We start from the raw sequence: 13161 nt of genomic DNA on the forward strand, positions 1-13161 counted from the left end.
CCTTCAATTCAGGTTCATGGGGTTGCATGCGAGGGCGTACTGCTGAAGCACGCGATGCACGCTCGAGTCGAGCAGGGCCGTCGCGCTGTTCTTCAGCCGTCCGGCGCGGATCTGCTCGTATTGCCAGGGCATGCACTGGCTGATCAGGGTCATGGGCAGGCCCGAGGGCGAGGCGCGGTCCAGCCTGTCCAGCAGTCGACGGGCGGCCTCGGCCACGCGCGGGTGGCTCCAGTAGTACCGGATGCGATCGCTGAGGCTGTACTGCAGGTCCAGCCTGACGCGGTCGCTGTCCTGGTAATACTTCTGCCAGTGGCCGGGCTGCTCCTGCATGACCGAGAGCACCGTCTGCCGCAGGTCGGGGGATGCGTCCGGCCCCAGCCATTCCTGCTCGATGTCAACGAGAGACCATAGCGCCTCGCGCAGCGCGAAGGTCAGGCCGGGGCCGACCTTCAGGATCGCGAAGTGGTCGCGGACGAGGGCCGAAAGCGCGTCGGAGGTCTGGTAGTCGGTCGAGTGCGCCTCGTACACCAGGCCGGGATGGCCGGCGATGGTGGCGCTCAGCTCGCGCGCCAGATCGGGCCGGTAGTCGATGACCTTGTCATGGTCGAACTCCACGCCGGGCTGCACCACCAGGCCGATCACCCGTGCCCAGGCTGCGCCCGCGCCGACGGCGGCGAAGGCCTCCTGATGCACGGCCAGCGTGCGCTGCGCGGCCGCCGGGCGGGTCACGGCCAGACTGTCGAGTTCTTCATGGGCGCCACCGGGAACAGGAACTTCGGTGCCCACGATGTAGACCGGCGCCTCGCCACCGGCGCGGGCCCAGGCCGCCTCGGCCACGCGGGCCAGCCGCGCCGCGCGCTCGGCCACCACTTCGTCGCTCAGCACGGCCGGGTCTGTGGCGCAGGGCATGGAGCAGTCCAGGTGGATCTTGCGAAAGCCTGCCTCGACGTACTGGGCGATCAGCACTTCCGAGCGGGCCATGGCCTCCTGCGGCGTTTCGGCCTGCCAGCAGTTAGGGCCCAGGTGGTCGCCGCCGAGGATGAGCCGCTCGCGGGGCAGCCCCACCTCGTCCGACAGCCGATGCACGAAGTCGCGGAAGTCGGCCGGCCGCATGCCGGTGTAGCCGCCGAACTGGTTCACCTGGTTGGATGTGGATTCGATCAGCAGCGGCTGTGCACCCGCCAGGGCATGCGTCATCGCGGCGCGCAGCACGTCCGGGTGAGCCGAGCACACCGAATAGATGCCCACGGCAGCGCCGCGGCGGTGGCGATCGACGAAGTCGAGCAAGACTTTCATGAGGTCAACGTGAGGAAGGGAGGGCGCCGGTCGGGCAGGGAAAGAGGCTGTCGGACGTGATGGGCCGCGGGCGGGGGGCCTGTCGGCCGCCCTGCCCGCGGCCAGCCCGCGTCAGAACTTCTGCGTGTACTCGACGTAGCCGTAGCGATCCGGCACCCCGAAGGCCGGGTTGAAGCTGCGGTCTGCGTTGACGACGAACGGCGGCTGCTTGTTGAAGACGTTGTTGACACCGAGCTTGACCCGGCTCTGCGACGTCGGCTGGTAGAAAGCGCTGACGTCGTGGAGCGTGTACGCCGGAATGCGGTTGGCACTGCCGCCCGCCAGGAAGGGCAGGTACTTGGCGGTGGCGGGGTTGCTCGGGTCCGTCTGGGATTGCACCGGCCCCAGGTCATTGCACAGGCCCACGACGCTGGTGCCGGTCAGCTTGCAGTTCTCCGTCTGGCTCGAGAAGTAGCGCGCACCCCAGCGAGCGCCCCAGGCCGCGCGGCTCCAGTTCACGCTGAGGTTGGACCGCAGGCGATAGTGGGCGCCGGAGGACAGCGTGCCGCTGGTCAGCACGCCGACCTTGTTGACAGGCGTGATCGGGGTGTCGATGACCTTCGTGAGGATGGCGTTGGTCATGTCGAAGCTGAATTTGCCGAAGCTCGTGGCCTTGGGGGCGTAGCGCCAGTTCAGATCGAAACCCTTGAAGCGCTCGCCGCCAGGGCCGTTGAGCGCACCGACGCGGACGAAGCTGATCGCACCACCGGCGTCACGCTGCATCCAGCCGTCCGGGCACATCCGGGGGTCGCCGGGGTTGGACAGGCAGTTGAGCGCCATCTGGTTCATGTTCGGCTTGACGATGCTGTCGCGGAAGGTGACATCCCAGTAGTCCAGCGTGAGCTCCAACCCGGGCACGTAGTGGGGGCTGTACACGAAGCCCATGGTGCGGAAGATGTCGCGCTCGGGGCCCAGCTGCGGGTTGGCCGTGTTCAGCTGCGTCGTCGGCCCCGCGAGCCGCGTGTCATAACCACCGACGGGAACACCGGCCGCACGACACTGCGCCTGCTGCTCGGCCGTGAGCTGTGTGTAGCGGTTGGAGGCAATGCTGCCGTTGGTGTTGGTGGTGAACGAGCAAGGGTCGGTCACGACGACCGTGGAGGTCACGGTGTTCTGGATGATGCCGGAGAGGTCCAGGCGATAGCCCGTGCTGAAGCTGCCGCGCAGCGCCAGGTCGTCCATGACCTTCCACTTCAGACCGAACTTCTTGTTGTTGACGTTGATGCCACCGCCGTAGGACGAATGCCGGCCGGCCACGCTGAGGTCCAGCTTCTGGATGCCCGGCAGCCGCTTGAGCAGCGGCACGTAGAACTCGCCGAAGACGTCGGTCGAGCCGTAGCCGCCACCGGTGACGCCGCGGGTGCGCGACAGCGCGTCGTTGTTGTCGAAGGCGATGAAGCGCCCCGTGTCGCCCCACACGGTGTGGCGCTCGATGCCGCCCGCGAAGCCCAGCGGGCCGGCCGGCAGCTTGACCAGGTCGGGGGAGCTGATCTGGGCGAAGTAGTCGTGGTCGTAGAAGTTGTTGGTCCAGCCCACGTCCTGGGGGTCGAGCTGGGCGTACTTCAGCATCTCCGACGTGATCGTGCCGCTGCCCAGCAGGTTCATGGGCACGCAGCCCGCGATCACATGGCCCGGCGTGCCGCAGACGATGTTGCCGCTGCTGTCCTTGAAGGACGGACCCAGGGCATTCGTCAGCCGGCTGATGCTGAAGTCATTGTTGAGATGCGTCACCTGGTGCGTCGAGCCATGCACCGCACCGAACTCCCAGTCGAAGCTGCGGCCCCACAGGTCGAAGTCGCCCGACAACGTGGGCGAGATGGCGCGGGTCTTGGTGTCGGCGGCCCGCTGCAGCGGGCCCGCTTCGACGGCCGCGCGCTGGACGCGTCCGACGGCGACGCCGAACGGGTTGTAGTAGCTCTGGGGCGAGATGAAGATGCCCGCGCCGCCTACCGAGCCGCCCGCGCCCAGGTTGAAGTCCTGCGGCGCGTCGGACGTCGCCGAGGCTTGCATGAACTGCCCGGTCACGCGCAGCTTGATGCGGTCGGTGATCTGGTAGGACATGTCTCCCACGACCGACTTCTGGGTGAGCGGAACGACCAGGCTGCTGACGCCGACGTTGTTGTAGCTGTCGGTCGGCTTGTCGTAGACGCGCCAGTCCGTGCCGGTCTTGCCCGGGTCGTAGGTGAAGAAATTGGTCTTGACGCCGTTCGGGTCGGCGAGCGTACCGGCGGCGCAACCACCCGAGGGCAGGACCGCGCTCTTACACAGCTTGAAGCTGCCGGCCGGCGTGAAGTCTGTGTAGTTGAAACTGCCCGAGCCATAGGGCGCGCGCTGGCGCGTCAGCTCGTAGTCGCTGAAGTGCAGACCCTCGCCCTGGTTGTACTGGAACGACAGGAGGCCGGAAAAGCGCTCGGTCGTGTGACCGACGGTCAGCTCAACCGTCTTCTGGGCGCCCTTGCCCTCCGAGTAGCTGCCGTAATAGGCACGCAGGTTGGCGCCGCTGAACCTGTCCTTGAGCACGACGTTGATCAAGCCGACCATGGCGTCCGCGCCGTACAGGACCGATCCGCCATCCTTGAGCACGTCGATGCGCTCGACGGATGCCAGCGGGATGGAGCTGAGGTCGGCCGTGCCGTTGAGGTCCGAGCTGCCGACCCAGCGATGGCCGTTCACCAGCACCAGCGTGCGGCCGAAGCCGATGCCGCGCAGGTTGGCGTAGGAGATCTGATCCGCTCCCGTCGTGCGGTTGCGGGCATCGCCGGAAATGGCCATCGACTGGAGCACCTCATCCAGCGTGGTGGCGCTGGTGGCCTCGATCTGCGCGCGTGTGATCGTCTGCACCGGCACCGAGGACTCGGCGTCGACGCCCTTGATCTTTGAGCCGGTGATCTCGACGCGATTGAGCGACGCCTTCTGCGCGTCGTCCGTGGACTGAGCCTGCGCCATGCAGACCGGGACCGAAACGGCCAGGGCAACGGCGGATGCCAGAGGGCTCATCCGATGGCTTGATGGAAATTGAACAGCCTTCACTCTTGTCTCCTCTCAGGGTTTGGTCAATGCGTTTGGGTGCGGTGGTTCTTTGCGGGGTTGCGGATCGCAGGCCTACCAATGGCCCTGCCAGCCACGGGTCGCGCGGGCGAGCGCTTCGAGATAGAAGTAGTCGCCCCACAGCGAGGCTTCATCGATGCCCTTGCCATGCGGCTTGCTGTAGACGCCGTGCAGCAGCAGCGCGTTGGAACCGGTGCCGGTGCCGTCGCAGTGCTGGGCAAGCCCGGCGAGGATGCGCAGCGCCTCAAGGCGGTAGTGCTCGCCCTCGCTCGCCGGCAGGTGCGAGGCCAGCTCGATCAGGCCGCACGCGGCGATGGCCGAGGCCGAGCTGTCCCAGGGTTCGCCGCTGCCGTCGCCGTAGGCGAGATCCCAGTAGGCGACGCCGTTGGCGGGCAGGCGGGCCAGGAAGTAGTCAGCCTGGCGACGGGCGACGGCAAGCAGCCCGAGGTCGGGCGCGAAACGGTGATTGAGCGCGAAGCCGTAGATGCCCCAGGCCTGGCCGCGCGCCCAGCAGGAGTCGTCCGCGGCGCCCTGGGCCGTGCTGCCGCGCAGCGGGGCGCCGGTCGCGACGTCGAAGTGGTAGGTGTGGAAGCTCGACGCGTCCTTGCGCACCAGGAAGTCGCGCGACTTCACCAGGTGGCTGCGCGCGGCTTCGCGGTAGGCCTCGTTGCCGCTGGCGTTGCTTGCCCAGAAGAGCAAGGGCAGGTTCAGCAGGCAGTCGATGATGATGCGGCCGCGCTGCTCGGGATCGGTCAGGTCGCCCCAGGCCTGGATGATGCCGGCCTGCGGCCAGTAGCGCTGCAGCAGCCAGTCGGCAGCATCCAGCGCGGCGCTGCGAGCCAGCGGGTCTGCCGTCAGCTTCCATGCGGCCACGCAAGAGGGCGTGTACAGGAAGCCCATGTCGTGGTGGTCGACGTTGACGCGGTCGCGGATGCGGGTGGCGAAGCTGCCCACGTGCTGCGCGGCAGAGGCCTTGCAGGCTGCGTCGTCGGCAAGCTCGAAGGCGACCCACAGCAGGCCCGTCCAGAAGCCGGTCGTCCAGCCAACGTTGGCGCCGGGCGGGAAGCCATACAGGTCGCGGTCCACGTAGCGGTTGTCCTGCGTCCAGCCGTGGGGGAAGCCTTCGGGGAACTCGTCTCGAAGGCGGCGCACCTGGGCCAGAGCTTGCGACAAAGGCTGGTCGAAGCAGGTGGTGGCGGTAGGCGTATCAGTGGTGATTGGCATGGTGATAAGGTAACGTTTCCATTACTTCTCGAAAAAATCGCCTCTGCACAGGCGTTTCGACGAGCTACTGTCGATCAATATAGGGTAACGTTTCCATATTGGGCCAAAGAATTCGTCGCGTGGTCAGCGCGCCAGCCATCCGCCGTCCACGGCGATCACCTGGCCGTGCACGTAGGCCGAGGCGTCGGACGCGAGGAAGACGGCCGCGCCCCCGATGTCCTGCGCCCGCCCCCAGCGGCCGGCGGGGATGCGCTCCAGGATCTGGCGCTGACGCTCCTCGTCGGCCCGCAGCGCGGCCGTGTTGGCCGTGTCGATGTAGCCCGGCGCGATGGCGTTGACGTTGACGCCCCGGCTCGCCCACTCGTTGGCGAGCGCGCGGGTCAGGCCCAGCACGGCGTGCTTGCTGGCCGTGTACGACGGCACACGGATGCCGCCCTGGAAACTCAGCAGCGAGGCGATGTTGATGATCTTGCCGTGCGCCTGATCGAGCATCTGGCGGCCGGCCTGCTGCGACAGCTGCCAGACGGCGTTCAGGTTGAGGTCCAGCACGTCGTCCCAGTTGGACTGGCTGTGCACGTCGGCGTCGGCGCGGCGGATGATGCCGGCACCATTGACAAGGATGTCCAGGCTGCCGAAGGCTTGCACCGTCGCTTCGACAGCGGCAGCCGCGGCGCCCGGCTCGGCCAGGTTGCCCTGCACGGCCAGGCCCTGGCTGCCCGCGGCCCGCACGGCCGCGAGGGTGTCGTCGGCGGGCTGGCGGTTGGCGGTGATGGCAACCCGCGCCCCGGCCTGCGCCAGCGCCACCGCAATCGCCTGGCCGATGCCGCTGGCGCCACCGGTCACCAATGCGCTGCGGCCCGCGAGAGAAAAGAGCTGTGCTGTCATGGTCGGTCGCTTTTGTTGCAGGGTCAGCCCAGGACCGCTTCGGGCGAGGGACCGCAGGAGTCGCGGATGACGAGCACGCTGGGCAATTCGATGGGCGCGTCGTCGGCCCCCTCCGCTGGCGACTGGCCGCGGATGCGCTGCAGGATCAGCCGCACGGCCTGCTCGCCGATGTCGGACAGCGGCTGGCGCACGGTCGTGAGGCGGGGGTAAACATGGTTGGATGCCGGGCTGTCGTCGAAGCCGACGACCGAGACGTCCCCGGGAATCTGCAGGCCCTTCTCCTTGAGCGCATCCATGGCGCCGATGGCCATCGCGTCGTTGGCGGCGAAGATGGCCGTCGGGCGCTTGGGCTGGGCCAGCAACTGCTGCGCGGCCTCGAAGCCGCCCGATTGCGTGAAGTCGCCCTGCACCACCAGGCTCTTGACGGGCCGGATGCCGGCCTGCTTCAGCGCGTCCTGGTAGCCGCGCTGGCGCTCCTGGCTCTGGCCGGTGTAGCTGGAGCCGGTGATGAAGGCGATGCGGCTGTGGCCCAGTCCGATCAGGTGCTCGACCGCCGCGCGCGAGCCCTCATAGTTGTCGCCGCGCACGGTGGGCAACCGGGTCTCGTTGCGCCAGTAGTTGATGAGCACCACCGGCACGCTGCTCGACTCGAACTCGGCCAGCAGGCCTTCCTGCGCCGTGGGCAGCACCAACAGGATGCCCTCGCAAAGCCCGCCCAGCACACGGTTGATGTCCTGCTGCTTGGGCGCACCCAGTTCGGTGCTGGCGTTGTAGATGATGAGGTCCAGCCCGGCCTGCTTGGCGGCCAGGCTGACGGCGCCGATGATCTCGTTGATCACACTGGACTGCAGGTTGCTGACCGCCAGGCCCAGCAGGTTGGGACGCCCACCCTTGAGGATCTTGGCCGACAGGTTGGGTGAATAGCCCAGCGCCTTCGCCGCCGCGACCACCTTCCTGCGCGTCTCGTCGGAGACGAAGCCGGTGCCGTTGAGCGCTCGAGACGCGGTCACCAGCGCAACGCCCGCCTGCTTGGCGACGTCGATCAGGGTGACGGAGTTCTTGGACATTCGCTTTCCTCTACTGGCTTGCTGACCGGCGGGATTGTGTTGTCACCCGCACGGCTGCACGCCGCCCTTGGAGCTGCTGCGACACCGGAGCAGGCCTCAGGGGATCCAGCCCGGCGTCGTTCGTTGGCCAAATGATAGGCGGATTTCAGGAAACGTTTCCCTACGTGTTTTCCCCAAAAATTCAGCAAATACCTCACTGCACACCGGGAGCGACGCCTGAGCAGCACCCGTGTAATCCCGGTAACGATGGCAAATAGGGAAACGTTACCCTATGCGGACCAGGCCATTACAGCGGCATGCTGCGCACGCCTGGCGCCACGGCGCAAGGCGCCAAGGACCGGAGCCATGCAGCCTCAAGCAGTACCCACGACACCTCTTCCCGCCGACCCCGACCGTCTCAAGCTGTCGGCGCGCCGCTGGCACCACGGCAGCCTCACCTACACCGCGGGCGGCCTGCTCGCACTTTTCATCTTCCTGCTGGTCGGCGACTTCGCCTGGAGCGTGAAGGAGCGCGCCGCCATCCCCGTCGCGCAGATCCTGCTCAAGCAGATGGAGGCGAGCAACCTGTTCGTCGCGCTGGTGGTCGGCTCGCTGCCCTGGGGCCTGAGCATGGTGCTTACGCCCTTCATCGCCGTGCGCTCCGATCGCCACCGCGGCCGCTGGGGCCGGCGCATTCCCTTCCTGCTGGCCCCCACGCCGCTGCTGATGCTGGGCCTGGTCGGCATGGCCTTCACGCCGGAGGGCGGTGCGCTCCTTCACGGGCTGCTTGGCGACGCTTCGCCAGGCCTGCGCATCTGCAAGCTGGCCTGGTTCAGCCTGATGTGGATCGCCTTCGAGGTCGGCTCGGTGATCGCGAATGCCGTTTTCGGCGGCCTGGTAGCCGACGTCGTGCCCAGCAAGTTGACGGGTCGCTTCTACGGCATGTTCCGCGCAGTCAGCTTGTTGGCGGGCATCATCTTCACCTACCAGATCGTGGGCCAGGCCGAGCGCTACTACGCCGAGATCTTCATCGGCATCGCGCTCGTCTACGGCCTGGGCTTCGCCGCGATGTGCTGGTTCGTGCGCGAGGGCAGCTATCCGCCGCAGCAGACGCTCGCGCCCCGGACCGGCGGCACCGAGTCGGAGATGCGCCGCTACATGCGCGAGTGCTTCAGCCATCGCTTCTACGTCGGCGTCTTCCTCGCGATGATGCTGGGGCTGATCTCCTTCAACCCCGTCAACAGCTTCGGCGTGTTCTATGCCAAGCAGATCGGCCTGGGGCTGGACGGCTACGGCAAGGCGCTGGCCCTGACCTATGCCTGCTCGCTGCTGCTGGCCCTGCCGATAGGCTGGCTGGCCGACCGCCTGCACCCCTTGCGCGTCGGGCTGGGCTGCATCGTGCTGTACGCCGCCGCCATGCTGCCGGCCGGCCTGCTGGTGCAGACGGCGACACAGTTCCAGGCCGCGTTCGTGCTGCACGGCGTGTTCTCGGGGCTGTTCGTGACCGGCACCGCGGCCATCGGTCAGTACCTGTACCCGCAGGAACGGTTCGCGCAGTTCCAGTCGGCGGCCAACATCCTGGCCGCCCTGGGCTACACGCTGGTGCCACCGCTGGTCGGTGTCTGGCTGGACCTGACCGGCCAGAACTACCGCCACACCTTCATCGCCAGCGGCTTGCTGGCCGCCGCCTCGGCGCTGATCTTCGCCTGGCTGCTGCGGCCGTTCAACGCGCTGGGCGGCGCCAGGAACTACCAGGCTCCGGGCTGAGTCCCGGCAGCGCCTCAGGCGCTTTCCTGAAGGCCCACCCGTTTCGAGAACCGCCGTTGAGAGGCAACGACATGACCGCCCCCATACCCTCGAGCCGCCGCTCGCTGGCTGGCCGCCTGCTGGCCTTCGTCGTCATCGCCGCGCTGCACGTCGGCGCGTCGGCGCAAGCGCACGCAACCGCCGCCGACGGATCGAAGGACAGGCAGTACTGGGCCACCACGCTGTACCGGATCGCGGCGCCGGTGCTGCTGAACCTGGCCGACGGCACTCTCAAGGCCAACATGCCTGTCGAGGTACCGCCCGGCCATGACGACGCCTTCTTCCGCCGCGTCACCCACCTGGAAGCCGTCGGCCGCACGATGGCGGGCCTGGCCCCCTGGCTGGCCCTGCCCGACGACGACACGGCCGAAGGCCGGCTGCGCCAGCAGCTGCGCAGCGCATTCCTGAAGGGCATCGCCAACGGCGTGAATCCCGCCCATCCCGACTACCTGAACTTCAGGACCGAGAAGCAGCCCATCGTCGACGCCGCCTACCTGGCGCAAGCCTTCATCCGCGCGCCCAAGGCCTTGTGGGAACCGCTGGACAAGACAACCCGGCAACGGCTGATCGACGAATTCAAGGCCTTGCGCAGCCGCACCGGCGCCTACAACAACTGGCTGCTGTTCGCCGGCATCAACGAGGCCTTTCTGCTGTCGGTCGGCGAGCCCGCCGACCCGGTTCGCATCGAGTTCGCCAAGCGCAAGATGGCCGAGTGGTATGTGGGCGACGGCTGGTACAGCGATGGTCCGAAGTTCAGCATGGACTACTACAACAGCTACGTCATCCATTCCATGCTGGTCGACTTCCTCGACATCCTCGTCGCCCACGGGATGGCAGAGCCCGCCGAGCAGCAGACCGCCGTGCGGCGCCTGGTCCGGTATGCGGAGTTCACCGAACGGCTGATCGCGCCGGACGGCAGCTACCCCGCGTTCGGGCGCTCCATCACCTACCGCACCGGGGCCTTCCAGGCCCTGTCCCATGCGGCGCTGATGCAGCAGCTGCCGCCCCATGTGGCGCCGGCGCAGGTGCGCGGCGCGCTCACCGCGGTGATGCGCCGCATGTTCGACGGCTGCGCCAACTTCGACGACAAGGGCTGGCTGGTGCTGGGCTTCTGCGGCCACCAGCCCGGCGTCGCCGACGTCTACACCTCGACGGGAAGCCTGTACATGGCCACCCTCGGCTTCCTGGCGCTGGGCCTGCCCGCCGACAACCGTTTCTGGACAGACCCGCCGGCCGACTGGACCGCGCGCAAGGCCTGGGCCGGCAAGCCGTTGCACAAGGACTACAAGGTCGACTACTGATCAACGACGGCCCTGAAGTGGCCTGCTGGCGTAAGCGCATCGAAAAGAACACGGCAAGCTTACGAACACGAATGACGCGTCAGCCCGAGCTCGGCAAGGGCAGGTGAGTCTGGTCGGTCGAAGCAGATGCGAAACCTTCCGATGGCTAACTTCCGCAGCCAAAAAGCAAAGATCAAGTACTGTTGGGACTCATGTGATCAGGTACCCGTTCGCAGCTGGGCCTTGTTCAAAGCCAAGGACATGCTGCGGGAGTTGATCCAAACCCTCAAGGCCCAGAAGTCGGTCGTCAAAGTCGCATGAGCCAAGTTCACACCCGAGCCCGCGCCACGCCACTGATCCGCACAGAGATTCGCGAGTCCGAGTTGGACGTGATGAAGCTGGCCGAGCGCTACAACATCAGCCGCGACACGGCCGCGAAGTGGAAGAACCGGGAGGACGTGCAGGACCGCTCACACCGTCCGCACAAGCTCAGCACCACGCTCAGTGAAGGACAAGAAGGCTGGTAGCTGACGTGCGCCGCCTGACGCTGATTCCGCTGGACGATCTCTTGGTGGTGGTGCGTGAATTCATCAACCCGGCCATCTCGCGTTCAGGGCTGGACCGATGCCTGCGACGCCATGGCGTGGGCAGCCTGCGCGCGTTGCAAGCCGCAGCCCTTGAGGCCGTTGGTGAGACACCGCCTGCCAAGACCTTCAAGGACTACGAGCCTGGCTTCGTTCACATCGACATCAAGTACCTGCCGCAGATGCCTGACGAGGCGGCCAGACGCTATCTGTTCGCGGCCATTGACCGGGGCGCGCGCTGGGTGTTCCTGCGCGTGTCTGCTGACCAAAGCGAGGCCAGCAGCGTGGACTTCCTGGAGCGGCTGCACAGGGCAGCGCCGATGAAGATCACCCAGGCGCTCACCGCCGCGCCATCCGCAGACCAACGACCTGATGGAGCGCTTCAACTGGCACCTCAGCGGGGTGGTGAAGCAAACCCGATTCAAGTCGGGCGCCGAGCTGGAGCGACCCTCACGGCGTACTGCAAGACCCACAACCACCACATCCCGCAACGCTCGCTCGACCACCGCTCACCCATGCAAGCCCTTCAGGCTTCGCAGGTCTCCAAGCCCTATTTGTTCAAGCGCGCCGCATGTAAGTAGGCGGGTCTCGACAAGTAACCATGCGGCTCACAAGGGCGTTTTCGATCCTCCTCTTACTCCTCGACTTCTCATCGCCTTAAACGAAGAAACCTTCTGAAGCTTGGGCGGCGGGCGCAGAGTGCTCTCGCGCCCTCTCCGCCAAGCCTATTCGGGCCCTTTGCACGCAGCCAGGCTGCAATTCGCGCCCCGGAAATCGCAGTTCGTCGCCTGATGCTGGCTCATCAGGCCGGCTTGCTGAATACTGCAAAGCGTGCCTCGCCGTCTGCGAGGCTGGGAGCCGGAGATGCTGCAAGACAAAAAGGGGTGGCTGAGCTTGAGCTTGGCGCTGGGCCTGGTGGCCGGCGGATTGCCGGCGCAGGCCAGCGAGGTGGTCAAGCTCGCACGTCTGGTCGTCAGCGGCAAGCGCAGCGTCAGCGAAGCACCACGCACCACGCCGCCCGAGCCGCGCCCGGCATCCACCAGCCCGCAGGCCCACGGCACTGGCGGCAGCGACGAAGCCGGCACAGCGCCCGCACTGCCACGCGGCGTTTCCTGAAGACCCAAAACAAAATGCGCCGAAACCACAAGGTTTCGGCGCATTGCTATGAGTGGCGGAGTGGACGGGGCTCGAACCCGCGACCCCCGGCGTGACAGGCCGGTATTCTAACCAACTGAACTACCACTCCGCGTGGTGATACTTTTTTCGAGTATCTCGCAATACTCGCAAGCTGCATCAAGCTTGGCGTCCCCTAGGGGATTCGAACCCCTGTAATCACCGTGAAAGGGTGGTGTCCTAGGCCTCTAGACGAAGGGGACTGACCTTTCAAAACTACTGCGAGCCACCCAATATCCAAAATGAACATCTGGTGGAGGTAAGCGGGATCGAACCGCTGACCTCTTGCATGCCATGCAAGCGCTCTCCCAGCTGAGCTATACCCCCGCCGATCAAAGCGGTCGCAAAAAGCAAACGGCCAATAAATTGGCCGTTCTTTATCGGGCGGACCCGATGGAATCCTTGGCGGAGTGGACGGGGCTCGAACCCGCGACCCCCGGCGTGACAGGCCGGTATTCTAACCAACTGAACTACCACTCCGCGTGGGATGAATTCGATATTGTATTTCAACAATACCCAAGCTCATCAAACTTGGCGTCCCCTAGGGGATTCGAACCCCTGTAATCACCGTGAAAGGGTGGTGTCCTAGGCCTCTAGACGAAGGGGACTAATCCTTCGCGACTTGAACTGCGCGCCACGCAAAACTCCCGAAGGATATTTGGTGGAGGTAAACGGGATCGAACCGATGACCTCTTGCATGCCATGCAAGCGCTCTCCCAGCTGAGCTATACCCCCGTGTTTTCGATTCAGCCTATCGACTTTCGTCGTCAGCCTCTTCGT

8 protein-coding genes, 6 tRNA genes and 1 pseudogene are annotated in these 13161 nt (G+C 66.3%); 4 read left to right on the top strand and 11 right to left on the bottom strand.

Annotated elements, in window-relative coordinates; all coding sequences use genetic code 11:
- Positions 1-3 precede the first annotated feature (3 nt).
- The 5 genes from ACO07H_RS14540 to ACO07H_RS14560 form a co-directional block, all read right to left on the bottom strand.
- Entirely contained in the window at positions 4-1296 is a 1293-nt protein-coding gene (locus tag ACO07H_RS14540; RefSeq protein ID WP_422015328.1) for a D-tagatose-bisphosphate aldolase, class II, non-catalytic subunit, read from the bottom strand.
- Between the two features lie 111 nt (positions 1297-1407).
- Positions 1408-4332, bottom strand: coding sequence for a TonB-dependent receptor domain-containing protein (locus tag ACO07H_RS14545; protein ID WP_422015330.1), 2925 nt, complete (start codon positions 4330-4332; stop codon positions 1408-1410).
- 105 nt (positions 4333-4437) lie between these two features.
- Entirely contained in the window at positions 4438-5607 is a 1170-nt protein-coding gene (locus ACO07H_RS14550) for a glycoside hydrolase family 88 protein (protein WP_422015332.1), read from the bottom strand.
- A gap of 123 nt (positions 5608-5730) precedes the next feature.
- A complete protein-coding gene (gene kduD / locus ACO07H_RS14555) occupies positions 5731-6492 on the bottom strand; it encodes a 2-dehydro-3-deoxy-D-gluconate 5-dehydrogenase KduD (RefSeq protein WP_422015334.1) in 762 nt (253 codons plus the stop codon).
- A gap of 23 nt (positions 6493-6515) precedes the next feature.
- A complete protein-coding gene (locus ACO07H_RS14560; protein ID WP_422015336.1) occupies positions 6516-7559 on the bottom strand; it encodes a LacI family DNA-binding transcriptional regulator in 1044 nt (347 codons plus the stop codon).
- Between the two features lie 345 nt (positions 7560-7904).
- Between ACO07H_RS14560 and ACO07H_RS14565 the strand changes: the two genes are divergently transcribed.
- The 4 genes and pseudogenes from ACO07H_RS14565 (at position 7905) to ACO07H_RS14580 (ending at position 12324) form a co-directional block, all read left to right on the top strand.
- Positions 7905-9305, top strand: a complete 1401-nt coding sequence (locus ACO07H_RS14565) for an MFS transporter (RefSeq protein WP_422015338.1) — start codon at positions 7905-7907, stop codon at positions 9303-9305.
- Between the two features lie 71 nt (positions 9306-9376).
- The gene (locus tag ACO07H_RS14570) at positions 9377-10645 is read left to right on the top strand and encodes a DUF2264 domain-containing protein (RefSeq protein ID WP_422015340.1); all 1269 of its coding nucleotides are present in this window, start codon (positions 9377-9379) and stop codon (positions 10643-10645) included.
- A gap of 296 nt (positions 10646-10941) precedes the next feature.
- Positions 10942-11789, top strand: a pseudogene (locus ACO07H_RS14575) (integrase core domain-containing protein).
- A 283-nt stretch (positions 11790-12072) separates the two neighbouring features.
- The gene (locus ACO07H_RS14580; RefSeq protein ID WP_422015342.1) at positions 12073-12324 is read left to right on the top strand and encodes a hypothetical protein; all 252 of its coding nucleotides are present in this window, start codon (positions 12073-12075) and stop codon (positions 12322-12324) included.
- Between the two features lie 53 nt (positions 12325-12377).
- On the opposite strand, the gene ACO07H_RS14585 is transcribed toward ACO07H_RS14580, so the two are convergent.
- The 6 genes from ACO07H_RS14585 to ACO07H_RS14610 all read right to left on the bottom strand — a co-directional run bounded on the left by ACO07H_RS14585 (position 12378) and on the right by ACO07H_RS14610 (position 13116).
- A tRNA-Asp gene (locus ACO07H_RS14585) sits at positions 12378-12454 on the bottom strand.
- A gap of 54 nt (positions 12455-12508) precedes the next feature.
- A tRNA-Glu gene (locus ACO07H_RS14590) sits at positions 12509-12584 on the bottom strand.
- 48 nt (positions 12585-12632) lie between these two features.
- Positions 12633-12708, bottom strand: a tRNA-Ala gene (locus ACO07H_RS14595).
- Between the two features lie 76 nt (positions 12709-12784).
- A tRNA-Asp gene (locus ACO07H_RS14600) sits at positions 12785-12861 on the bottom strand.
- Positions 12862-12913: 52 nt separating this feature from the next.
- Positions 12914-12989, bottom strand: a tRNA-Glu gene (locus ACO07H_RS14605).
- Positions 12990-13040: 51 nt separating this feature from the next.
- A tRNA-Ala gene (locus ACO07H_RS14610) sits at positions 13041-13116 on the bottom strand.
- Between the last annotated feature and the right edge of the window lie 45 nt (positions 13117-13161).

Source organism: Roseateles sp. (assembly GCF_965229315.1).
GTDB lineage: Bacteria > Pseudomonadota > Gammaproteobacteria > Burkholderiales > Burkholderiaceae_C > Pelomonas.

Coding starts and splice junctions, on each gene's coding strand:
- ACO07H_RS14540 (WP_422015328.1), bottom strand. CDS start 1,296: ATGAAAGTCTTGCTCGACTTCGTCGATCGCCACCGCCGCGGCGCTGCC.
- ACO07H_RS14545 (WP_422015330.1), bottom strand. CDS start 4,332: ATGAGCCCTCTGGCATCCGCCGTTGCCCTGGCCGTTTCGGTCCCGGTC.
- ACO07H_RS14550 (WP_422015332.1), bottom strand. CDS start 5,607: ATGCCAATCACCACTGATACGCCTACCGCCACCACCTGCTTCGACCAG.
- kduD (WP_422015334.1), bottom strand. CDS start 6,492: ATGACAGCACAGCTCTTTTCTCTCGCGGGCCGCAGCGCATTGGTGACC.
- ACO07H_RS14560 (WP_422015336.1), bottom strand. CDS start 7,559: ATGTCCAAGAACTCCGTCACCCTGATCGACGTCGCCAAGCAGGCGGGC.
- ACO07H_RS14565 (WP_422015338.1), top strand. CDS start 7,905: ATGCAGCCTCAAGCAGTACCCACGACACCTCTTCCCGCCGACCCCGAC.
- ACO07H_RS14570 (WP_422015340.1), top strand. CDS start 9,377: ATGACCGCCCCCATACCCTCGAGCCGCCGCTCGCTGGCTGGCCGCCTG.
- ACO07H_RS14580 (WP_422015342.1), top strand. CDS start 12,073: ATGCTGCAAGACAAAAAGGGGTGGCTGAGCTTGAGCTTGGCGCTGGGC.